This is a genomic window from Pseudomonas sp. 9.3L, from assembly GCF_058536285.1.
In genome coordinates this window covers 1,586,424-1,609,577 of record NZ_JBZUBK010000001.1, presented here as the reverse complement: position 1 = coordinate 1,609,577, position 23,154 = coordinate 1,586,424, and the positions used below count along the sequence as shown (strand labels likewise).

The following is a 23,154-nucleotide window of genomic DNA, read 5'->3' as shown; positions in this document are numbered from 1 at the left end:
CAACCGCCAACTTGGGTTCGCCATGCCGACACCAGATGAAGTAGAGCGCCGCGAATACTACCGTATCGAGGACCGCATCGCACTTGAAATAACCCCCTTGGACGACACCCACGCGTTGTCGCCGGAAGGGTCTCCCCTCTTCAACCTGTTGAGCGAGCTGCACCTGAGTGAGTTCGAATCACAGCACCTACTGCGTCAGCTGGGGGAAAACAATCGACCCTTGAGCGGTTTTCTCAAGGCCCAGAACAAGCGCATAGACCTGCTTAGCCAAGTGGTCGCGCAGATGCTGCTGGGGTCACTCGGCGAACCGCGACCTGTGGTCATTTCGGAGGCCGGGCTGGATTTCCAAGACCCAAACCCCTTGCCGCCGAATACACGCCTGGACCTCAAGATGGCCTTCATGCCGCAGGCACTGGGCATGATGCTCAGGGCACGGGTGGTGCACTGCAACACCCTGGCCGAGGGCGGCTACGCCATTGGCGTGGAATTCGAGGGCACGACCGATGCCCAGCGCCAGTTGATGGCCCGTTACGTGCTGCAAAAGCAGGCCATGGAACGTCGCCAGGCCCGCGATCAAGCCACAGACACGCTCTGACCCTCTCTTTTAAGGAACCTGCTGTGACCTTGATCTACGGCCACCGTGGCGCTAAAGGTGAAGCGCCGGAAAACACCCTGGCCAGCTTCAAGCAGTGCCTGGCGCATGGCGTGAAACGCTGCGAGCTGGACCTGCACCTGGCCCGTGATGGCGAACTCATGGTGATCCATGACCCTACGCTCAAGCGCACCACCGACCTACGCGGCAAGGTGAGCGACTACACCGCAGCCCAGCTGGAGGCCACCGATGCACGCAAGGGAGGGCCGGGCTGGCAACAACCCTGCCCGGTGCCACGGCTTGAGACACTGTTCGAGCAGTGCGCCTTCGAACACTGGCAGCTTGAGGTTAAAAGCGCCTCGCGTACGCGAGCAGCGACCATGGTGCTGAACATCCGTGAGCTTGCCCAGCGTCACGGTGTGCTGGACAAGGTCACGATCACCTCGAGCTCACGTGAGGTGCTACGGGCGGCGGCCGATCTGGTCCCGGACATCTCCCGAGGCCTGGTCGCTGAATACGCGTGGCTCGATCCGCTGAAGATTGCCCAAGGCTATGGCTGTCAGTACCTGGCGCTGAATTGGACACTGTGCACCCCGGAGCGCTTGCTCAAGGCGCAACGCCAAGGGCTGCACGTGTCGGTATGGACGGTCAACGACCCGGCCCTGATGCGCCGGCTCGCTGACTTTGGTGCAGACAGCCTTATTACAGACTTTCCCGGTTTGGCCACCGCCACGCTCGGGACTCGCTGAAGGCTTGCGCCCCGGCCGGCTCGGGCCACCGGCCGGAGCCGCTTAAAAAAGCCGGTTCAGACCATCGTAGGCGGCAACCCGGTAGGCTTCGGCCATGGTGGGGTAGTTGAAGGTAGTGTTCACGAAGTACTTCAGGGTATTGAGCTCACCGGGCTGGTTCATGATGGCCTGGCCAATATGCACGATCTCTGAGGCCTGGTCTCCGAAACAGTGCACACCCAGCACTTGTAGCGTTTCGCGGTGGAACAGGATCTTTAACATGCCCACCGGCTCATTGGAGATCTGGGCCCGCGCCATGCCCTTGAAGAAAGCTTTGCCCACTTCGTAGGGTATTTTATCCTTCGTCAGTTCTTCTTCGTTCTGGCCAATGGAGCTGATTTCCGGAATGGTGTAAATACCGGTGGGCACGTCATTAACGAAGCGCCAGCTGCCGTTGTCGACAATCGTACCTGCCGCAGAACGCCCCTGGTCATAGGCAGCGCTGGCCAGGCTAGGCCAGCCGATCACGTCCCCCGCTCCATAAATGGTCGGCACGCTGGTACGGTAGCCCTCGTCTACTTCAATCTGTCCACGGCTGTTGACCTTGATGCCGATGTTTTCCAGGCCCAACTGGTCGGTGTTGCCCGTACGGCCGTTGCACCACAGCAAGGCGTCAGCCTTGATCTTCTTGCCTGACTTCAGGTGCAGCACCACACCGTGGTCTACGCCCTCTACCCGCTCGTATTCTTCCTGATGCCGCACCATCACGTTGTTGTTGCTGAAGTGGTAGCTCAGGCCTTGAGAAATCTCGGAATCGAGAAAACTCAACAACTGCTGGCGGTTGTCTACCAGCTCCACTAACACCCCCAGGCCACTGAAGATGGAGGCGTACTCGCAGCCAATGACACCCGCGCCGTAAATGATCAGTTTGCGGGGGGTATGAGTGAGGCTAAGGATGGTGTCGCTATCGTAGATGCGCGGGTGGCTGAAGTCGATGTCCACCGGGCGATAAGGCCGCGAGCCGGTAGCAATGATCACCTGTTTGGCGACCAGTTTTTCCTGTGCACCATTGGCGCAAATGACTTGCACGGTCTGTTCGTCAGAGAAGCTGCCGCTGCCGAAGAACACATCCACGCGGTTGCGTGCGTAATAACTGGTGCGAGAGGCCACCTGCTTGGCAATCACCCGCTCGGCACTCTTGAGCACGTCGGGGAAGGAGAACCAGCGGGGCTCGCCAATGATCCGGAACATCTCGCTGGTGTTGAACTGGATGATCTGCTTGACCGAGTGGCGCAGGGCCTTTGAAGGGATGGTCCCCAAATGAGTGCAGTTGCCGCCGACCTGCCGACGGTTGTCCACCATGGCGACCTTGCGCCCGGCCTTGGCGGCGTTCATGGCCGCCCCTTCACCCGCGGGGCCTGAACCCAGCACCACTACGTCGTAGTTGTAGACAGCCATGCGTACTCCTTCAGAACAGGCCGCTGCGCTCACAGCGCAAGCAGCTCGAAATACCTGGGCCGGCGCCAAGTCAATGTGCAATTTGGCCTAGCCTGCAAGGCGCGAACATTACCCGTTAGGCGTGCAATTGGCTATCTCGACCTCACCCTCAACGCCGCTGCGCCTCATGGTGCAGACCACACTGCAGCCGATTTTGCCTCAATGGAATGCTATACGGCACTCCCTGTCCGAACGGATTTCATTTGCCTGTGTCCACAGCTAACACATATGGTTACAAATGCGCCAAGGTGCGTACGCACGCTTTGCAGCAAGCACGCCAAAGGCGTCTGGCACAGGGCTTTCCCTCTAATAAAACGGTCAATTGGGTACCTTTATGGCTTCTCCACCAGGCAAGGGCAAAGCGATATTTCGCGTTGTCAGCGGCAACTTCCTTGAAATGTTTGATTTCATGGTCTATGGCTTTTACGCCACTGCCATCGCCGCCACCTTTTTCCCCACCGACAGCGAGTTCGCCTCGCTGATGCTATCGCTCGCAACCTTTGGCGCCGGCTTCCTCATGCGCCCACTGGGTGCCATCGTGCTGGGAGCTTACATTGATCGCCACGGGCGCCGTAAAGGCTTGATCGTGACCCTGGGCATGATGGCCATGGGTACACTATTGATCGCGCTGGTGCCCGGCTATGCCAGCATTGGCGTCGCGGCACCGGTGCTCGTGTTGCTGGGCCGGCTGCTGCAAGGGTTCTCGGCGGGCGTAGAACTAGGCGGCGTCTCAGTGTACCTGGCAGAAATCGCCACACCGGGCCGTAAAGGCTTCTTCGTCAGCTGGCAATCGGCAAGCCAACAGGTGGCGGTGATTGTCGCTGGCCTGCTGGGCGTCATCCTGCACCACTTCCTGTCACCACAGGAAATGAGCGAATGGGGCTGGCGCGTGCCCTTCCTTATCGGCTGCCTGATCGTACCGGTGATTTTCTTCATTCGCCGCTCACTGGAAGAAACGCCCGAGTTCCAGGCGCGTACCCACCGCCCTACTCTGCGTGAAGTCCTGGCGTCCATCGGGCAGAACTTCGGCCTAATCATCGCCGGCATGGCCATGGTGGTAATGACCACGGTGTCCTTCTACCTGATCACAGCCTACACCCCAACCTTCGGCAAGGCTGAGCTGCACTTGTCGGAGTTCGACGCCTTGCTGGTGACCATGTGCATCGGCCTGTCGAACTTCATCTGGTTACCCGTGATGGGCGCGGTGTCCGACCGTATTGGCCGCAAACCCTTGCTGGTCAGCACCACGGTGCTGGCAATCATCACCGCCTACCCACTGCTTGCATGGCTAGTGGGCTCGCCCAGCTTCGGTCACTTGTTGATGGTGGGGCTGTGGCTGTCCTTCCTGTATGGCTCTTATAACGGCGCCATGGTCGTGGCCCTGACCGAAATCATGCCCAAAGAAGTGCGCACCACTGGCTTCTCCCTGGCCTACAGCCTGGCCACTGCCACCTTCGGTGGGTTCACCCCGGCAGCCTGCACCTGGCTGATCCATGTTCTGGATAATAAGGCAGCGCCTGGCCTGTGGCTAAGTGGTGCAGCGGTGATGGGTTTAATTGCGACGCTGGTGCTGTTCCGCACTAACCCGCACTTGCGTACAGCGCATGCGGTGTGAGAAGTAGCAGCGTGGCTTGCCAGCGACCGGGCGCATTACCTCTATGAGCCTCAGTCGCTGCCAAGACGCCCTGCTACCGGCGCAAAAAAAGCCCCGGGGCCATTAGGCACCGGGGCTTTTTTACATCACAGGCTATCGCTTACTGGGGAAACGCAGGCGGGTTGACCCCGGCCATGTCTTCCATTACACGGATCACCTGGCAGCTGTAGCCAAACTCGTTGTCGTACCAAACATACAGAACAACGCGGTTATCGTTGCAGATGGTGGCCTCGGCATCGACCACACCGGCGTAGCGCGAACCAACGAAGTCGGTAGACACCACTTCGGTGGAGCTGACGAAGTCGATCTGGCGGGAGAGTTCGGAATGCAGGGCCACATGGCGTAGGTATTCGTTCATCTCTTCGCGGTTGCTAGGCGTGTCCAGGTTCAGGTTCAGGATCGCCATCGAAACGTTCGGCGTAGGCACGCGGATCGCATTGCCGGTCAGCTTGCCGGCCAGCTCAGGCAACGCCTTGGCTGCAGCGGTAGCAGCGCCGGTCTCGGTGATGACCATGTTCAGCGCAGCACTGCGACCACGGCGTTCGCCCTTGTGGAAGTTATCGATCAGGTTCTGGTCGTTAGTGTACGAGTGAACGGTTTCGACGTGACCGTTGGCGATGCCGAACTTGTCATTGATCGCCTTGAGCACCGGCACGATGGCGTTGGTGGTGCAAGAGGCCGCCGACACGATCTTGTCGTCGGCAGTGATCGTCTGGTGGTTGATGCCATGCACAATGTTCTTCAGCTTGCCTTTGCCCGGCGCGGTAAGAATCACGCGGTCAATGCCAGGGCACGCCAGGTGCTGGCCCAGGCCCTCGGCATCCCGCCACACACCGGTGTTGTCTACCAGCAGCGCGTTCTGGATACCGTACTGGGTGTAGTCCACCTCGTTGGGCGCCTTGGCGTAGATCACCTGAACCAGGTTGCCGTTGATGTTCAGGGTATTGTGCTCTTCGTCCACCATGATGGTGCCGTCGAACGAACCATGAACCGAGTCGCGGCGCAGCAGGCTGGCACGCTTGCTGAGGTCGTCCGTAGAGCCTTTGCGCACCACGATGGCACGCAGGCGCAGGCCATCGCCGCCGCCGGTTTTTTCGACCATGATGCGCGCCAGCAGGCGACCGATACGGCCAAAGCCGTACAACACCACGTCTTGGCCCTTGCGGTGACCGGCTTCAGTGGACTGCTTGCCCACAACGTCTGCCAATTCGTCGCGAACGAAGGCCTCGGCATTGCGACCATTGCCCTCAGCCTTGAATTTGACCGCCAGCTTGCCCAAGTCTACCGAGGCCGCGCCCAGCGTGAGCTGGCTCATGGCCTGAAGCAGCGGGAAGGTCTCGTGAACCGACAGTTCGCTGGAGTCGACCTGACGATGACGGGCAAAGCGGTGGGCCTTGAGCAGCGCAATAACAGAGCGGTTGATCAGGCTGCGGCCATAAATCGAGGTCACCACGTTATTGTTACGATAAAGCTGACCGATCAACGGGATCATCGCCTCGGCGAGTGCTTCACGATCGATCCATTCACCAAGACACTGGTCGGGCTTCTGATTCACGGTAACCTTCCACATGTAGGGGTAATAAAAAGGGGCTACATTATGACTTCGGCGGCCCGGCCAACGCAACGAGCACCCGGCAGCACGGCTGCATAGACCGTTGCGCTGCGGTGAAGTTCGAACAATCCACCGCGTTCTTTTTGCCTCCTGCACCACTGACAGGCGCCCCGCTCCACCGCTACAATCCTCGTTTGACTCAGTACCTGGAGCTTTACCTCACCGTGCCAGTTCTGCGCCTTCCGCCGTTACCCTCCATGGCAAGTTCCGCGTCGCCGGTCAAACAGACCTGGGGCAACCTGCCCGGTGCCGCCCTGAGCCTGGCCATCGCCGAGGCTGCCAGCACCGCCAAGCGTTTCACGCTGCTGCTTACACCTGACAGCCAGGCGGCAGACAGGCTCGAACATGAGCTACGCTTCTTCGCCCCCGAACTGCCCGTGCTGCATTTTCCCGATTGGGAAACCCTGCCCTACGACCTGTTTTCCCCCCACCAAGACATCGTTTCCCAGCGCATCGCCAGCCTGTACCGGCTGCCAGAGCTAAGTCACGGCATTTTGGTAGTGCCCATCACCACGGCCCTACACAGGCTGGCGCCCACCAAGTTTCTGCTCGGGGGTAGCCTGGTGCTGGATGTGGGGCAAAACCTAGATGTAGAGGCCATGCGCGGGCGGCTGGAGGCTTCAGGCTACCGTTACGTGGATACCGTCTACGAGCACGGGGAGTTCACCGTACGCGGCGCCCTGATCGACTTGTTCCCCATGGGCAGCAAACTGCCCTACCGGATAGACCTGTTCGATGACGAAATCGAAACGCTGCGCACCTTCGACCCAGATACGCAGCGCTCCATCGACAAGGTGGATTCGGTGCGCCTGCTGCCGGCCCGGGAATTCCCGCTGAAAAAAGAAGCCGTCACGCAGTTCAAGGCACGCTTTCGTGAGCGTTTCGACGTAGATTTTCGCCGTAGCCCGATCTTCCAGGACCTCAACAGCGGCATCACGCCAGCGGGCATTGAATACTACCTGCCGCTGTTCTTCGAGCAGACCGCTACGCTGTTCGACTATTTGCCCCAAGACACCCAAGTGTTTTCATTGCCCGGGATCGAACAGGCGGCCGAGCAGTTCTGGGCCGACGTACGCAACCGCTATGAAGAACGCAGTATCGACCACCTGCGCCCGCTGTTGCCGCCTGCCGAACTCTTCTTGCCAGTTGAGGACTGCTTCGCCCGGCTGAAAAACTGGCCGCGCGTCGTCGCGGGCAGTGAAGACCCAGGCACGGGTGCGGGCCGTGAGCGCTTCCCTGCCAGCCCGCTGCCAAACCTGGCCATCGAGGCCAAGGCCAGCCAGCCCATGGCAGCCCTGGCGCAGTACCTCGACCAATTCCCCGGCAGGGTGTTGTTCACTGCCGAATCGGCAGGCCGCCGCGAAGTGCTGCTCGACATGCTGGCGCGTTTTCAGCTCAAGCCGCAGACCGTGGACGGCTGGCCGGGCTTTGTGGCCAGTGACGCGCGCCTGGCGATCACCATTGCGCCGCTGGACGAGGGCCTGCAACTGGATGACCCTGCCCTTGCCCTGATTGCTGAAAGCCCGCTGTTCGGGCAGCGCGTGATGCAACGCCGCCGCCGCGAAAAGCGCAGCGACGCAGGCAACCATGACGCGGTGATCAAAAACCTGACCGAGCTGCGTGAAGGCGCCCCGGTGGTGCACATCGACCACGGGGTGGGCCGCTACCTAGGCCTGGCCACGCTGGAAATCGAAAACCAGGTGGCCGAGTTCCTTACCCTGGAATACGCCGAGAACGCCAAACTCTATGTGCCGGTGGCCAACCTTCACCTGATCGCACGCTACACCGGCAGCGACGACGCTCTGGCCCCACTGCATCGGCTGGGTTCGGAAGCTTGGCAGAGAGCCAAGCGCAAGGCCGCCGAGCAAGTACGCGATGTGGCGGCCGAGCTGCTGGACATCTACGCCCGCCGCGCCGCACGCAAGGGCTATGCCTTCAGCGACCCGGCGCTGGATTACGAAACCTTCAGCGCAGGCTTCGCGTTCGAAGAAACCCCCGACCAGCAGTCCGCGATCGAAGCCGTGCGGGAGGACATGCTGGCGCCGCGCCCCATGGACCGGCTGGTGTGTGGGGACGTCGGGTTCGGCAAAACCGAAGTGGCCATGCGTGCGGCCTTCATTGCCGTGCACGGCGGCCGTCAGGTGGCCATTCTGGTACCCACGACCTTACTGGCGCAGCAGCATTACAACAGTTTCCGCGACCGCTTCGCCGACTGGCCGGTACGGGTCGAAGTGATGAGCCGCTTTAAGTCCACCAAGGAAGTGGCCGAGGCCGTGAAAGAGCTGGCCGACGGCAAGATCGATATCGTGATTGGTACCCACAAGCTGCTGCAAAGCGATGTGAAGGTGAAGAACCTGGGGCTTGTCATCATCGATGAGGAACACCGCTTTGGCGTTCGCCAGAAGGAAGCGCTCAAGGCGCTGCGCAGTGAAGTGGACATCCTTACCCTTACGGCCACGCCTATTCCCCGGACCTTGAACATGGCCATGTCCGGAATGCGCGACCTCTCCATTATCGCCACCCCACCCGCTCGGCGGCTGTCGGTGCGCACATTCGTGATGGAGCAGAACAAGAGCACGGTCAAGGAAGCGCTGCTGCGCGAGCTGCTGCGCGGCGGCCAGGTGTATTACCTGCACAACGATGTGAAAACCATCGAAAAATGCGCAGCAGACCTGGCCGAGCTGGTGCCCGAGGCACGTATCGGCATTGGCCATGGCCAGATGCGCGAGCGTGACCTTGAGCAGGTGATGAGCGACTTCTACCACAAACGCTTCAACGTGCTGATCGCCTCGACCATCATCGAAACCGGCATCGACGTACCCAGCGCTAACACCATCATCATCGAACGCGCAGACAAATTCGGCCTGGCCCAGCTTCACCAGCTTCGCGGTCGTGTAGGTCGTAGCCACCATCAGGCCTATGCCTACCTGCTTACGCCGTCACGCCAGCAAATCACGACAGACGCCGAAAAGCGTCTTGAAGCCATCGCCAATACCCAGGATCTGGGAGCAGGCTTTGTGCTGGCCACCAACGACCTTGAAATACGCGGCGCAGGCGAGCTGCTGGGTGAGGGCCAAAGCGGTCAGATTCAGGCTGTCGGCTTTACCCTGTACATGGAAATGCTTGAACGGGCCGTGAAGTCCATCCAGAAGGGTGAACAGCCCAACCTGGACAAGCCCCTGAGCGGCGGCCCTGAAATCAACCTGCGGGTGCCGGCCCTCATACCTGATGACTACCTACCAGATGTGCATGCGCGACTGATTCTGTATAAGCGCATCGCGTCGGCCACGGATGAGGAAGGCCTCAAGGATCTGCAAGTCGAAATGATCGACCGCTTTGGCTTGTTGCCCGACCCTACCAAGAACCTGGTGCGCACGACGCTGCTCAAGCTCCAGGCCGAGAAACTGGGAATCCTGAAGATCGACGGCGGCCCTCAAGGCGGGCGCATCGAGTTCGCTGCAGAAACCCCGGTAGACCCCATGGTGCTGATCAAGCTGATTCAAGGGCAGCCCAAGCGGTATAAATTCGAAGGCGCAACGCTGTTTAAATTCCAGGTGCCCATGGAGCGGCCCGAGGAGCGCTTCAATACGGTTGAAAGCCTGCTCGAGCAACTGGCCAAGGCTACCCAGCCCAATGGTTAAGCGCTGGGCCTATCCCTGTGCCGGTGCGTGCGTGCCATGTACGCCAACGTAGGCGCAGGGGTGGCACGCCCACGGCTATGGCTTGGCAGCGTTGAGTTCAGCGCGTTCGAGCCACGCAACGGGCGGATGCAGCGGCACGTGCAGCACCGTGCTGCCTTGGCCTTCGGCTACGGTGATCGGTACGTTTCCCCCGCCTCGTCCCCTCCTTCGCGCAGTAGCAGTGCGCCGTACGTGGAGCGCGACCTGGGCAGCGAGCGCCAAGCGCGCGAGCGGCTGCTGGGGCTAGGGTTTCGCACCGCTACCCGGCAAAGCAAGGCGCTGCCAGAAAGCGCGGGCGAACCTTATGAACTGCCGTCCGACAGCGCCTGGTTGCGCTTTGTGCTGCATCAACTGCCCGGCCTGCGTGAAGCGGGTTGGGAAATCGAATACGGCGATCATTTCAACTTCCACCTGGTGCCCGTGGAGGACTGGTATGCGGTCGTCGATGAAGCCGACGACCACAACTGGTTTGACCTGGAGCTGGGCATACGGGTCAACGGCGAGCGGCACAGCTTGCTGCCTATCCTGTTGAACCTGATGCGCACCCACCCTGACCTGCTCAAACCCGGCACCCTGGCCCGGCGCAAGGATGACGAACTGCTGGTGGTACCTCTGCCCCACGCGCCGCATAGCAAGGCTGTTGCCCAAGTGGCGCTACCCTACGCACGCCTCAAGCCCGTGCTTGCCGCCCTGGGAGACTTGTACCAGCACGAGGCTGGCGTAAGCCGTTTACGCGTGCCCACCCCGGACGCTCTGCGCCTCAATGCCTTGGCAGGCTTGCCCTTGCAGTGGGAAGGGGGTGAACGATTGCGCGAACTCGCCTCGCGCCTTGATGGCCTGAACACTGCGCATAGCCCGGCACCGTGCGGGCTGAACGCAGCCTTGCGTGGCTATCAGCAGGAGGGGCTGAGCTGGATGCAGAGCCTGAGGGCACTGGAAGTGGGCGGCATCCTGGCCGACGACATGGGCTTGGGCAAAACGCTACAAGCCCTGGCGCATGTGCTGACCGAAAAAAACGAGGGCCGCCTGGATCGCCCCGCAATGGTAGTGATGCCCACCAGCCTGATCCCCAACTGGCAGGATGAAGCCGCGCGCTTTGCGCCGTCGCTGCGGGTGCTTGCGCTACAGGGTGCAGGCCGCAAAAAACATTTCGAGCAACTGCATACTTATGACCTGCTGCTGACCACCTATGCCCTGCTGCCCAAAGATATCGAGCGTATCAGCGGGCTGAAGCTGCACCTGCTGATTCTGGATGAAGCTCAGTACATCAAGACCCCGAACAGCAAGGCGGCGCATGCGGCGCGGCGCTTCGAGGCCAGGCAGCGACTGTGCTTGAGCGGTACCCCGCTGGAAAACCACCTTGGCGAACTCTGGTCGCTGTTCCACTTCCTGATGCCTGGATGGCTGGGCGACAGCAAGGCGTTCAACGCCCAGTACCGGGTGCCCATCGAGCGGCATGACGACCAGGCGCGGCTTCAGCACCTGACCACGCGCATCAAGCCGTTCCTGCTGCGTCGAACCAAGGAGCAAGTGGCCACTGAGTTGCCGGCCAAGACAGACATCATCCAGTGGGTCGAGCTCAACGACGCACAGCGCGACCTCTACGAAACCGTACGACTGGCCATGGACCAGAAAGTACGCGCAGAAATCAGCCGTAAAGGCATGGCACGCAGCCAGATCATTATCCTTGAAGCACTGCTCAAGCTACGCCAAGTGTGCTGCGACCTCCGCCTGGTAGACGCCGCCCGGCCAGTGAGCAGCTCTGGCAGCTCCGGCAAATTCGACACGTTGATGGTCATGCTGGAACGGCTGATGGCCGAAGACCGCCAAGTGCTGGTGTTTTCTCAGTTCACGTCCATGCTTGAATTGATCCAGCGCGAACTCGAACACCGCGGCATGGAGTACGCCCTGCTTACCGGCGCCACGCGGGACCGCCGCGCCCCCGTGGATGACTTCCAACAAGGGCGCAAACGGATCTTTCTTATCAGCCTGAAAGCCGGTGGCGTAGGCTTGAACCTCACGGCAGCTGACACCGTCATTCACTACGACCCCTGGTGGAATCCGGCCGCCGAGCAGCAAGCCACTGACCGTGCTTATCGCATCGGCCAGCACAAGCCGGTGTTTGTGTTCAAGCTCATTACCCGAGGTACGGTAGAAGAGAAGATCGCTCAGTTGCAGCGGGAAAAAACGGCGCTCGCCGCTGGCGTACTGGATGGCGAACGTGCCGGAGACTGGCGCTGGGCGCCGGAAGACGTTGACGCGCTGCTGGAGCCCCTTCCGAACAAGCGTTAGAGGCGCAACAGTATGCAGTTACCCGGCGAGGACGTCAGCCAATACGCCTCGCACCTTGCCAATGCCCTCAAGCAAAGCGGCTTCGATCTCCGCCATGGTAATCACTGCGGTGCTCTTGCCTGCCGCCGGGTTGACCACCAGGGCCAGGCTCGCATAAGCCAGGTCGATTTCGCGAGCCAACGCGGCTTCGGGCATACCCGTCATACCCACGATGTCGCAGCCGTCGCGTTCCAACCGCGCGATTTCAGCTGCAGTCTCCAGTCGAGGCCCTTGCGTGCAAGCGTATACACCAACGTCACTGAACGCGTGACCTCTGGACACCAGCGCTGCGATCAACTGCTGACGCAGCGCCTCGCTGTAGGGGTAGCTGAAATCGATATGAGTCACTTGCTCAAGGTCTTCAGCGAAAAAGGTGTGGTCCCGCCCGCTGGTGTAATCCACTAACTGATGCGGCACACACAGGTGACCGGTACCCATGGCCGGGTGTATACCCCCCACGGCGTTGACGGCCACTACCGCCGTTGCCCCTGCCTGCTTCAACGCCCACAGGTTGGCGCGGTAATTCACCTTGTGTGGGGCCACACGATGAGGGTGGCCGTGGCGTGCAAGGAACAACACTTCCTGGCCTGCATACAGCCCTACCAGAATAGGCGCCGACGGGGCGCCATAGGGCGTTTCTACGTCTACGGCACGCTGGATCTCCAGCCCTTCGAGCTGGGTGAGGCCGGTGCCGCCAATAATCGCGTACGTGGTCAAGGTCAAGCTCCTGGTTCAAGCAGCCCGGCCTGGCGAAGCACGGTGAGTGCTTGTAGCCAGCCAGGGCGCTGACGGTAATCGGGGGTCACGAACGAACGCCTGCGCATCCGGGCCAACCGCGGCGAGGGGCTCACCCCCAACCGCTGGGCAGCGCTCAAGGCCAGCTCGGCCGCCGCACGGTCGTTGCACACCAGGCCCATGTCGCACCCCGCCACAAGCGCAGCCTCGATACGGGCCGCTGCATCACCTACCACGTGAGCGCCGGCCATCGATAGGTCATCGCTGAAGATCACGCCCTCAAAACCCATTTCGCCGCGCAGAATGCCTTGCAGCCATCGCGACGAAAACCCCGCCGGGCGCTCATCTACTGCCGGATAGATCACGTGAGCCGGCATAACGGCAGACAACTGCTGACGCAGGGCCATAAAGGGTTGCATATCCATGGCGCGCAATTGCTCGAGGCTGCGATCATCCACGGGAATGGCCACGTGAGAATCAGCCTCTGCCCAGCCATGCCCTGGAAAATGCTTGCCACAGGCTGCCATGCCTGCCTGGTCGAGCCCCTGGATAAAGGCCCCAGCCAGCGAGATCACACTATCAGCGGTAGCGCCAAACGCACGCGTGCCGATCACCGCACTACGCCCATGATTGAGGTCCAGCACCGGCGCAAAGCTCAAATCAAGCCCTGCGGCTAGTACTTCGGTTGCCATGATCCAGCCGCACGCCCAGGCCAGTGCTTGAGCCTGCGCGCCTTGCGCCACCTCACCAATACGCCCCATGGACGGCAGGCGCACGAAACCCTGACGCAGGCGCTGTACCCGACCGCCTTCCTGGTCTACGGCCAGAATGAGGTCTGGGCGCACCGCCCGAAGACTGGCGCACAGGTCCGTTACCTGACGGGGGTGTTCAATGTTGCGGGCGAATAGAATCACGCCGCCCACTTGAGGCTGGCGAAGCAGCTGACGGTCTTCGGCGGTTAGCCAGGTGCCGGCAATGTCCACCATCAGAGAGCCTTGAAGGCTGGCGCTCATGGATAATCCTTGGGTAAACGCTGGGGGCCGCTACTGTACCCAATCCATGACAAACTGTCTCGGCACTCAGACCTTGGCCGGGACCTTGGTGCGTGGACGTGGCTGGGCTGTGCTCATGGCAGGGTCTTTCAAGCCGCTATCGGCGCGCATACCGGCAGCGAGAAAGGGCACCATCAAGCGCATCACGTGTTCGATAGAGGTGTCTACGCCGAACTCGGCCTCTCCGATTGCCCTCATCGCCTTGATGCCAGACATACTAAAGGCCGCTGCGCCGAGCATGAAATGCACACGCCAGAACAGCTCCAACGCCGGGATGCGAGGCGCGGCCTGGTGAACCAGTAACATATAGCGGCGAAACACCTTGCCATACATGTCTTCGAGGTAACGCCGCAGGTGGCCCTGACTCTCGCTGAACGCAAGCCCCAGAAGCCGCATGAAAATCGACAGGTCATTGTTGCTGCGCGGCTGCACGGACATCGCCTGGTCGACCAGGATTTCAAGCAGCTCCTCAAGTCCCGCCTTGTGTTCAGGGCGCGCACTTCGGCGCTCCAGTTCACGGTCAAGGCTTGCGCAGAACGGCCCTAGAAAACGAGAAAAAACCGCTTGGATCAGAGCCTTCTTGGACCCAAAGTGGTAGTTCACCGCTGCCAGGTTTACCCCGGCTTTTCCGGTAATCAGGCGCAGGGACGTTTCGGCGAAGCCCTTCTCCGCGAACAGTTGTTCAGCGGCATCGAGGATGCGCTCTACGGTTTCCGACTGTGCCATGACTGCTCCGGGTGACAAACAAGTGTTTGAAACATACGTTTGGCTTATCTGGCTTGTCAAGCCAGCCGGGCATTTTCCAGCCATACGGCCCAAGGTTCAAGCCTGGTCAGCATCGGCATGGGGATTGCCAATCGCGGAATACTGTATATAATCCCAGTCACTGTACAAAAATCCAGAGCCAACGCCATGCAGAAACTTACGCCACGCCAGGCCGAAATACTTGCCTTCATCAAGCGCTGCCTCGACGACAACGGCTTCCCGCCTACCCGTGCAGAAATCGCTCAAAAGCTCGGCTTCAAGTCACCGAACGCCGCGGAGGAGCACCTCAAGGCCCTCGCACGTAAAGGGGCTATCGAGATGACGCCTGGGGCGTCTCGGGGCATTCGCATCCCCAGCACCGAGCCCCGTCCCGCGAATGACACCACCTTGCCTATTATCGGGCGCGTCGCTGCCGGTGCGCCCATACTCGCTGAGCAACACATCGAGGACGCCTGCAACATCAACCCCGCGTTCTTTCATCCCAAAGCAGACTACCTCCTGCGTGTCCACGGTATGAGCATGAGGGATGTTGGCATTATGGATGGCGATCTGTTGGCCGTGCACACCTGCCGCGAGGCCCGCAATGGCCAAATCGTGGTAGCGCGCATTGGTGAGGAGGTTACGGTCAAGCGCTTCAATCGCAACGGCAACAAAGTTCAGCTGCTTGCCGAAAACCCGGAATTCGCCCCTATCGAAATCGACCTGCAAACGCAGGAATTCGTGATCGAGGGGCTTAGTGTTGGCGTCATCCGCCGATAATCAGGAGGCGACATGCAGTTTTCCCCGGTAATGCCTACAAGCGTTCAGCATACTCAGCTGTCATTGTTCGAAGCGTTCATCGCCCCTTGCAACCAGGTTTTTCAACGGCCACCTGCAGACACCTGGCCAAGCCAGTGTCCAGACGTGTTTAGTGAATTAAGCCTGCGTGGCGCAACGGGAAACTGCCTGAGCCTGTTGGCACCCATGCTGCGAGAGCTGAGTGAAGGCGAACACATGCGGTGGCTTACATTGATAGCCCCGCCCAGCAGCCTGACTCAAAGCTGGCTGCGCGACGCGGGGCTTAATCGCGAACGAATTCTGTTGCTTCAACCCAAGGCCAATCAAACGCCTTTCCAACTAGCCTGCGAAGCATTGCGGCTTGGTAAAAGCCATACAGTGGTGAGCTGGGTAAATCCATTAAATGGTAACGCGCGTCAGCAGCTGATCAACGCTGCATTGGAAGGCGATGCGCAAAGCCTGAACATCCGATTGGGCTAAAGCTCAATGCAAAACTCGGGGGCCGTCCTCTTGGTCGAGTTCCCCTTCAACTAACTTGCCCGCCATTTGAACACCAACACTGAGCATAGCCTTCGCTACTTCAACATGCTGGCCTTGCAGGAACACCTTGGCGTCCTCGGAAAAATTCAGGGTGACCAACGAGCCCTCATCGTCAGCACGACGCAGCTCGATCTGGCCGTCTGGCAGTTCGACAATTTCAAGAAAAGACGTAGACATACGTGAGGGTTCTCCAGTAAAGGCCATCATTGTAACAGCCACTGAACGGATCAGCACTCACTTAGCCCTTCCCTAAACCTCATTGCGAGCGATTTGAGCGCCTGACGCCAGCGTTCCAGCTCCTCATACCCCAATACAGGTGCAGCCGGATTATCAAGGCTAATGGCCTGGATCAACGGCTGGGTCACGTCCTGTTTTGGCTTTCTCGGGGCACGTGGTGGATACCACAACTGTGCGTAAGCTTGGAGTAATGACGCCAGCCAAGTGGAGCGATGAGTGGCAAGCTCTACCAACTCACCCAGTTGAGGGTTAGGTGCCGCGGCTAATGCTTCGGCGGTTAAAAACCGCTCTGCACGCACGGCTTCCGCGTCGGGTAGGCGGTAATACCCCGCAATTTCATGACAGAGGCCCAACAAGGCACCGTAGAGGTGGAACAGCGCCGCTTCCCGGTCAGCCTGCGCAATGCCAGGCGCGTTCAAGGCCGCGCCTGCTTCACTCCGCTTCAGCGCATCCAACGCCAAGCCCGCGAAGTACAGCTTCTGATTGGTACGGGTATATAACTCATAGGCCATGATAGTCTCCGGGAAAACCGGGCCGAAGCCCGGTAGCACTCAGCGCTTGTCTTCGACTTTCCATGCCTTGCCGTCGAAGAAGGCGCGCCAACCCGTCGGCTTGCCGTCTACTTCGGTCTGCACGTACTGCTCCTTGGTTTTACGGCTATACCGTATTACCGAAAAACGGCCCTCGGGGTCTTTTACCGGAGCGTCGAACAGGAAGTGGTACTTAGGATCGATCTCGTCCTTGTGAGGCAACAGCTCCTTGACCAAGGGCGCGCGCGTCTCGCGGTTTTTGGGGAACTGGCTGGCCGCCAGGAACAACCCAGAAGCGCCATCGCGTAGTACGTAGGTATCCTCTACCTTCTCGCACTTAAGCTCCGGCATCTTGACCGCATCCATCTTGGGCGGCGCGGCCTCACCGTTTCTCAGCAATTTACGGGTATTCTTGCAGCTCGCGTTGGTACACCCAAAGAACTTGCCAAATCGGCCGGTTTTGAGCTGCATCTCGCTACCGCACTTGTCGCACTGGATGCTGGGGCCTTCATAACCCTTGATCCGGAACGTACCTTGTTCGATCTCATAGCCCACGCAGTCTGGATTATTACCGCAAATGTGAAGCTTACGGCTTTCATCGAGCAAGTACGCATCCATCGCCGTTGCGCAAATAGGGCAACGGTGCTTGTTCAGCAATACGCGCGATTCAGATTCGCCTTCATCGTCGGCTGCGATTTCATCGCCAGGGACCAGGTTGATGGTGGCCTTGCAACGCTCCTTGGGTGGCAGGCTGTAACCCGAGCAGCCTAGGAACACACCCGTGGACGCTGTCCGGATCATCATGGGGCGCCCACATTCCTTGCAGGAGATGTCGGTCAAGGTGGGCTGGTTGGCGCGCATGCCGCCGTCAGCCGCTTCTGCCACCTCCAGCTTGGCGCGGAAGTCCGTATAGAACTCGTCCAGGACGTTTTTCCAGTCGCGCTCCCCGTGAGCGACGTCATCAAGGTGCTCTTCCATGCCGGCCGTGAAGCCGTAGTCCATCAGGTTTGCAAAGCTTTCGCCCAAACGCTCGGTAACGATGTCGCCCATTTTTTCAGAGTAGAACCGACGGTTGTGAAGCGTGACGTAACCGCGGTCCTGGATAGTGGAGATGATCGCAGCGTACGTGGACGGTCGGCCGATACCGCGCTTTTCCATTTCTTTGACCAGGCTTGCTTCCGAGTAACGCGCCAGCGGTTTAGTAAAATGCTGGGTTGGGTCGAGGGCGAGCAGCTTGAGCACTTCACCTTTGGCCATCTCGGGCAAGACGTCGTCTTCGCCTGGCTTGGTGACCTGAGGCAGTACCTTGGTGTAACCATCGAATTTGAGAATGCGACCCTTGGCACGCAGCTCATAACCGCCTGCGGTCACCGTGAGGGTAGTAGACAGGTACTGGGCAGGCGGCATCTGACAGGCCAGAAATTGCCGCCAGATCAACTCATACAGCCGCTCCGCGTCCCGCTCCATCCCGTTGAGCTGCGAAGGGTGCAGGTTGACATCCGACGGACGGATGGCTTCGTGCGCTTCCTGAGCCCCTTCTTTGCTGCCGTACACATTAGGTGTGGCAGGCAGGTACTGCTTACCAAAGTTACTTTCGATATAGCTGCGCGCCATGTCCAACGCATCCATCGAGAGGTTGGTAGAGTCAGTACGCATATAGGTGATATAGCCCGCTTCGTATAAGCGCTGGGCCATCATCATCGTCTTTTTCACACCAAAGCCCAGGCGGTTACTGGCAGCCTGTTGAAGCGTGGAGGTAATGAAAGGCGCAGAAGGTTTGCTGCTGGTGGGCTTGTCTTCCCGCTTGGCCACGGTAAAGGCCGACGCCTTGAGCTTTTCCACAGCAGCCATGGCGTGGGCTTCGTTCAGCGGCTTGAAGGCTTCGCCGTTCTCACGAGCGACCTCGAAATGCACCTTGGCCTTGCTACCTGAAAGGTCGGCATGCAACTCCCAGTACTCTTGCGGGATGAACGCACGGATTTCACGCTCGCGCTCTGCTACCAGTTTTACCGCAACGGACTGTACGCGACCCGCAGACAGCCCTCGCGCAATCTTTTGCCATAACAGTGGAGAGACCATATAGCCCACCACACGGTCCAGGAAACGCCGGGCCTGCTGGGCATTGACGCGGTCGATATCCAGCTCCCCCGGCTGCGAGAACGCTTCCTGAATCGCCTTTTTGGTGATCTCGTTGAATACAACGCGCTTATAGCGTGAATCATCGCCGCCAATCGCTTCCCGCAGGTGCCAGGCAATGGCCTCCCCTTCGCGGTCAAGGTCGGTTGCGAGGTAGATGGTGTCAGCATCCTTGGCGAGCTTGCGCAGCTCCTCGATGACCTTCTCCTTGCCAGGAAGGATCTCGTACTTGGCTTTCCAGCCCTGATCCGGGTCCACACCCATGCGTGACACCAACTGCCGGCGCGCTTTTTCGCGCGGTGACAACGCTGGCGCTTCACCTGCCGCCTTGCCCTTGCGGGCAGCGGGCTCCTTGGATGTGGAGGAACCGCTGGTAGGCAGGTCACGGATATGGCCGATGCTAGACTTCACCACGTACTGGTTGCCCAAGTACTTGTTGATGGTCTTGGCTTTGGCCGGGGATTCCACAATGACCAGCGATTTTCCCATGGATCGGAAGGTTCCTAAAAAGCAGAAATAGAAGGCGACGACGCCTTTGAGGCACCGCTATATATAGTGGCTACCGGACGAGGTCAAGCACAGTGCTTAAATGGCATCACTCATCGGAGGGGTAAAAAGGCTATCCTCCTTTTGCACCAAAGCAAAGCGCGGGACTTGTTCGCCGTCAACCTCTACTGACTCCAGGAACATGTCCAGAGGCCGCACCCAGAGCCCGAACTCACCATATAAAGCCTGATAAAAAACGACAGCCTGCTCGGTTTCAGAATGACGCGCCACCCCGAATACCCGGTACTCAGGGCCTTTGTAGTGACGGTACACGCCTGGCTGTAACAACATCAGCTGCCTCGCTTGTACGAATGCTAAAAAAAACCGGGGCCTGGGCCCCGGTCTTTGCGACACGCAGGAATCAGACCCGTTCAAACACCGTGGTGATGCCTTGTCCAAGGCCTATACACATAGTCGCGACGCCAAGGGTTGCGCCCTTTTGATGCATGACATTGAGCAGAGTGCCGGAAATACGAGCACCTGAGCAACCGAAAGGATGCCCAAGCGCAATCGCACCACCATGCAGGTTGACCTTTTCGTCCATCTTATCGAGCACTTTCAAGTCTTTGAGCACAGGTAACGCCTGCGCTGCGAAGGCCTCATTCAGTTCAAAGCAGTCGATATCGGCAATCGTCAAGCCGGCCCGCTTGAGCGCCTTCTGTGTTGCCGGCACTGGCCCGTAGCCCATGATGGATGGGTCTACCCCCGCTACGGCCATGGCGCGTATTACCGCCATCGGCCGCACGCCGAGGTCTTGAGCGCGCTGAGCAGACATGACGATCATGCACGACGCACCGTCAGTGATTTGTGAGGAGGTGCCCGCAGTAACCGTACCGCCCTTGGGGTTGAACGCAGGCTTGAGAGAGGCCAGGCCTTCCAACGTGGTTTCTGGGCGAATGGTTTCGTCGTAGTCGAAAACCTTCAGGAAACCGTTCTCGTCATACCCTTCCATGGGGATGATTTCATTCTTGAACAACCCTTCCACCGTGGCCTTATGGGCCAATTGGTGGGAGCGTACGCCAAAGGCATCCTGCTGCTCTCGGCTGATTCCGTGCATTTTGCCCAACAGTTCGGCGGTCAGGCCCATCATGCCGGAGGCCTTGGCGGCGTGCAGCGACAGCTGTGGGTTAGGGTCTACGCCATGCATCATGCTCACATGACCCATGTGCTCGACACCGCCGATCACGAACACGTCACCGTTGCCCGTCTGGATCGCCTGCGCGGCGGTATGCAAGGCGCTCATGGACGAACCACACAACCGGCTCACCGTCTGCGCCGCGGCCGTATGGGGGATACGCGTCATCAGCGACGCCATGCGAGCGATATTCCAGCCCTGCTCCATGGTTTGGTTCACGCAGCCCCAGATCACGTCTTCGACTTCGCTGGGGTCGACCTTGGGGTTACGCGCCAGCAACTGGTCGATCAAGTATGCCGACATGTTCTCGGCGCGGGTATTGCGATGCATGCCGCCCTTGGAGCGGCCCATGGGCGTACGACCGAAGTCGACAATCACCACATCTCTTGGATTCAGGCTCATTGTGCAAATCTCGCTCTATTGTCGGGCGGCTCAACCAAAGAAACGCTGGCCGGTACGGACCATTTCGCGCAGCTTCTCGGTGGGGTAGTACAGCGGCCCCAGTTCGGCGTAGCGGTCGGCAATGGCAACGAATTCGGCCACGCCTATGGCGTCGATGTAACGCAAGGCGCCGCCTCGGAAAGGAGGGAAGCCAATGCCATAGACCAGCCCCATGTCAGCTTCGGCGGCGGTTTCGACGATCCCGTCCTCAAGGCAGCGCACGGTTTCAAGGCACAGCGGGACCATCATCCAGTTGATAATGTCCTCGTCCGACACCTCACGCTGTTCGTGGACGATCGGCGTCAGCACCTCAAGCACGGACGCATCAGCGACCTTCGCAGGCTTGCCCCGCTTATCGGTTTCGTAGGCATAGAACCCCTTGCCGTTTTTCTGGCCGAGGCGGCCAGCGTCGTACAGGGCGTCGATAGCAGTACGGCGGTCATCTTTCATGCGGTCTGGGAAGCCCTCGGCCATCACGTCGCGGCCGTGGTGCCCCGTATCGATCCCGACCACATCCATCAGGTAGGCCGGGCCCATGGGCCAGCCGAACCTTTCCATCACTTTATCGATACGGACGAAGTCCACGCCTGCCCCAACCAGACGAGCAAAGCCGCCGAAATAGGGGAACAGCACGCGGTTCACGAGAAAGCCTGGGCAGTCGTTGACCACGATGGGGTTTTTACCCATTTTCTTGGCGTACGCAACCGTGGTGGCCACGGCTTGCTCGCTGGACTTCTCACCTCGGATCACCTCAACCAGCGGCATCATGTGCACCGGGTTGAAGAAGTGCATGCCTACGAAGTTTTCCGGCCGCTTGAGGACGTTTGCCAGCAGGCTGATGGAAATCGTAGAGGTGTTGGACGCCAGGATAGTGTCGTCCTTCACCTGGGCTTCTACTTCGGCGAGTACCGCTTGCTTGACCTTGGGGTTTTCTACGACAGCCTCCACCACCAGGTCGACATGGCCGAAGTCACCGTAAGAAAGCGTAGGGCGGATCGCATTGAGGGCCACGGCCATCTTGGCGGGTGTAAGCCGGCCTTTCTCGACCTGCTTGCCCAGCAGTTTGGACGCCTCCGCCAAGCCCTGCTCGATCCCCTTTTCGTTGATATCTTTCATCAGGATAGGGGTGCCTTTGTAGGCAGACTGGTAGGCAATGCCGCCCCCCATGATACCCGCCCCCAGCACAGCGGCCTGTTTGACTTCCCGGGCTTGCTTGTCATAAGCCTTGGCCTTGCGCTTGAGCTCCTGATCATTCAGGAACAAACCGATCAGGCTCTGGGCTGCGGACGTCTTGGCCATTTTAACAAAGCCCGCGGCTTCGATTTCCAGTGCCTTTTCACGGCCAAAATTGGCGGCCTTTTGAATCGTTTTGATCGCTTCGACCGGCGCCGGGTAATGCGGCCCGGCCTGCCCTGCCACAAAGCCCTTGGCGGTCTCGAAGGTCATCATTTGTTCGATGGCGTTGAGCTTGAGCTTTTCGAGCTTGGGCTGGCGCCGTGTCAGATGGTCAAGCTCGCCGCTGATGGCGCGAGCGAGTAGATCCAGCGCCGCTTCACGCAGGTGCTCAGGCGCAACCACGACATCTACCGCACGGGCCTTGAGCGCCTCTTCGGAGCGCTGCTCCTTGCCTGCGGCAATCCACTCGATGGCATTGTCGGCGCCAATCACGCGAGGCAGGCGTACCGTACCGCCAAAGCCTGGGTAAATGCCCAACTTGACCTCAGGCAGGCCGATTTTAGCGGTGGTGGCCATTACCCGGAAGTCAGCCGCCAGTGCCATTTCCAGGCCACCGCCCAATGCGATGCCATTGATAGCAACCACGGTAGGGAACGGCAGGTCTTCGAAGTCACTGAAAATGCGGTTGACTTCACGGTTCCCGGCGGTCAGCTCGGCTTCGGGCAGCTTGAAGCTTTCAACGAATTCGGTGATGTCTGCGCCGACGACGAACACGTCCTTGCCGCTGGTGACCATTACCCCTTTGATGGAGGTGTCGGCCCGGAGCGCGTCGACTGCCTCACGCAGCTCGTTGAGGGTGAGACGGTTGAACTTGTTGACGGACTCGCCCTTGAGGTCGAAGTTGAGTTCGACGATGCCACTTTCAAGTGCCTTAACCGTGATGGCTTTACCTTCGTAAATCATCAACTGATCTCCAGGAATGGAAGCTTA

The 23,154-nt window shown here is 59.7% G+C and carries 18 protein-coding genes; 7 read left to right on the top strand and 11 right to left on the bottom strand.

Features of this window, described 5'->3' with window-relative positions; genetic code table 11:
* Positions 1-22: 22 nt before the first annotated feature.
* Both AC4LE2_RS07320 and AC4LE2_RS07315 read left to right on the top strand, forming a co-directional pair.
* Positions 23-595, top strand: a complete 573-nt coding sequence (locus AC4LE2_RS07320) for a PilZ domain-containing protein (RefSeq protein ID WP_491825127.1) — start codon at positions 23-25, stop codon at positions 593-595.
* 23 nt (positions 596-618) lie between these two features.
* The gene (locus AC4LE2_RS07315) at positions 619-1,341 is read left to right on the top strand and encodes a glycerophosphodiester phosphodiesterase (RefSeq protein WP_491825126.1); all 723 of its coding nucleotides are present in this window, start codon (positions 619-621) and stop codon (positions 1,339-1,341) included.
* 42 nt (positions 1,342-1,383) lie between these two features.
* Here the strand turns inward: AC4LE2_RS07315 and sthA are convergent, their stop codons facing one another.
* The gene (gene sthA / locus AC4LE2_RS07310; RefSeq protein WP_491825125.1) at positions 1,384-2,778 is read right to left on the bottom strand and encodes a Si-specific NAD(P)(+) transhydrogenase; all 1,395 of its coding nucleotides are present in this window, start codon (positions 2,776-2,778) and stop codon (positions 1,384-1,386) included.
* A 373-nt stretch (positions 2,779-3,151) separates the two neighbouring features.
* On the opposite strand from sthA, the gene AC4LE2_RS07305 reads away from it, so the two are divergent.
* Complete coding sequence (locus AC4LE2_RS07305; protein WP_491825124.1) at positions 3,152-4,432, top strand: MFS transporter; 1,281 nt, start codon at positions 3,152-3,154, stop codon at positions 4,430-4,432.
* Between the two features lie 139 nt (positions 4,433-4,571).
* Here AC4LE2_RS07305 and AC4LE2_RS07300 read toward each other — a convergent pair whose 3' ends face one another.
* Positions 4,572-6,041, bottom strand: coding sequence for a glyceraldehyde-3-phosphate dehydrogenase (locus AC4LE2_RS07300; RefSeq protein ID WP_491825123.1), 1,470 nt, complete (start codon positions 6,039-6,041; stop codon positions 4,572-4,574).
* 206 nt (positions 6,042-6,247) lie between these two features.
* Between AC4LE2_RS07300 and mfd the strand changes: the two genes are divergently transcribed.
* Both mfd and AC4LE2_RS07290 read left to right on the top strand, forming a co-directional pair.
* On the top strand, positions 6,248-9,724 hold the full coding sequence (gene mfd, locus AC4LE2_RS07295; RefSeq protein WP_491828074.1) for a transcription-repair coupling factor: 3,477 nt from the start codon (positions 6,248-6,250) through the stop codon (positions 9,722-9,724).
* A 36-nt stretch (positions 9,725-9,760) separates the two neighbouring features.
* Positions 9,761-12,055, top strand: a complete 2,295-nt coding sequence (locus tag AC4LE2_RS07290; protein ID WP_491825122.1) for a DEAD/DEAH box helicase — start codon at positions 9,761-9,763, stop codon at positions 12,053-12,055.
* A gap of 18 nt (positions 12,056-12,073) precedes the next feature.
* Here the strand turns inward: AC4LE2_RS07290 and AC4LE2_RS07285 are convergent, their stop codons facing one another.
* From AC4LE2_RS07285 to AC4LE2_RS07275, 3 genes are all read right to left on the bottom strand, one after another.
* On the bottom strand, positions 12,074-12,811 hold the full coding sequence (locus AC4LE2_RS07285) for an S-methyl-5'-thioinosine phosphorylase (protein WP_491825121.1): 738 nt from the start codon (positions 12,809-12,811) through the stop codon (positions 12,074-12,076).
* Positions 12,812-12,813: 2 nt separating this feature from the next.
* Positions 12,814-13,842: a beta-N-acetylhexosaminidase gene (nagZ, locus tag AC4LE2_RS07280; protein WP_491825120.1), complete on the bottom strand. Its 1,029-nt coding sequence runs from the start codon at positions 13,840-13,842 to the stop codon at positions 12,814-12,816.
* Positions 13,843-13,908: 66 nt separating this feature from the next.
* A complete protein-coding gene (locus AC4LE2_RS07275; protein WP_491825119.1) occupies positions 13,909-14,607 on the bottom strand; it encodes a TetR/AcrR family transcriptional regulator in 699 nt (232 codons plus the stop codon).
* A gap of 186 nt (positions 14,608-14,793) precedes the next feature.
* Here AC4LE2_RS07275 and lexA point away from each other — a divergent pair, with 186 nt between their 5' ends.
* Together lexA and sulA are read left to right on the top strand one after the other, a co-directional pair.
* Positions 14,794-15,405, top strand: coding sequence for a transcriptional repressor LexA (lexA, locus tag AC4LE2_RS07270; protein WP_491825118.1), 612 nt, complete (start codon positions 14,794-14,796; stop codon positions 15,403-15,405).
* A 12-nt stretch (positions 15,406-15,417) separates the two neighbouring features.
* On the top strand, positions 15,418-15,903 hold the full coding sequence (sulA, locus tag AC4LE2_RS07265; RefSeq protein ID WP_491825117.1) for an SOS-induced cell division inhibitor SulA: 486 nt from the start codon (positions 15,418-15,420) through the stop codon (positions 15,901-15,903).
* A 3-nt stretch (positions 15,904-15,906) separates the two neighbouring features.
* Here sulA and AC4LE2_RS07260 read toward each other — a convergent pair whose 3' ends face one another.
* The 6 genes from AC4LE2_RS07260 to fadB form a co-directional block, all read right to left on the bottom strand.
* Positions 15,907-16,140 carry a hypothetical protein gene (locus AC4LE2_RS07260; RefSeq protein ID WP_491825116.1) on the bottom strand — a complete coding sequence of 78 codons (234 nt, stop codon included), beginning with the start codon at positions 16,138-16,140 and terminating at the stop codon, positions 15,907-15,909.
* A 50-nt stretch (positions 16,141-16,190) separates the two neighbouring features.
* On the bottom strand, positions 16,191-16,712 hold the full coding sequence (locus AC4LE2_RS07255; protein WP_491825115.1) for a DUF6586 family protein: 522 nt from the start codon (positions 16,710-16,712) through the stop codon (positions 16,191-16,193).
* Between the two features lie 39 nt (positions 16,713-16,751).
* Positions 16,752-19,355 carry a type I DNA topoisomerase gene (gene topA, locus AC4LE2_RS07250; protein WP_491825114.1) on the bottom strand — a complete coding sequence of 868 codons (2,604 nt, stop codon included), beginning with the start codon at positions 19,353-19,355 and terminating at the stop codon, positions 16,752-16,754.
* 96 nt (positions 19,356-19,451) lie between these two features.
* Entirely contained in the window at positions 19,452-19,703 is a 252-nt protein-coding gene (locus AC4LE2_RS07245) for a DUF1653 domain-containing protein (RefSeq protein WP_491825113.1), read from the bottom strand.
* A gap of 70 nt (positions 19,704-19,773) precedes the next feature.
* Complete coding sequence (gene fadA, locus AC4LE2_RS07240; RefSeq protein ID WP_491825112.1) at positions 19,774-20,949, bottom strand: acetyl-CoA C-acyltransferase FadA; 1,176 nt, start codon at positions 20,947-20,949, stop codon at positions 19,774-19,776.
* 30 nt (positions 20,950-20,979) lie between these two features.
* Entirely contained in the window at positions 20,980-23,127 is a 2,148-nt protein-coding gene (gene fadB / locus AC4LE2_RS07235) for a fatty acid oxidation complex subunit alpha FadB (protein ID WP_491825111.1), read from the bottom strand.
* Positions 23,128-23,154 lie beyond the last annotated feature (27 nt).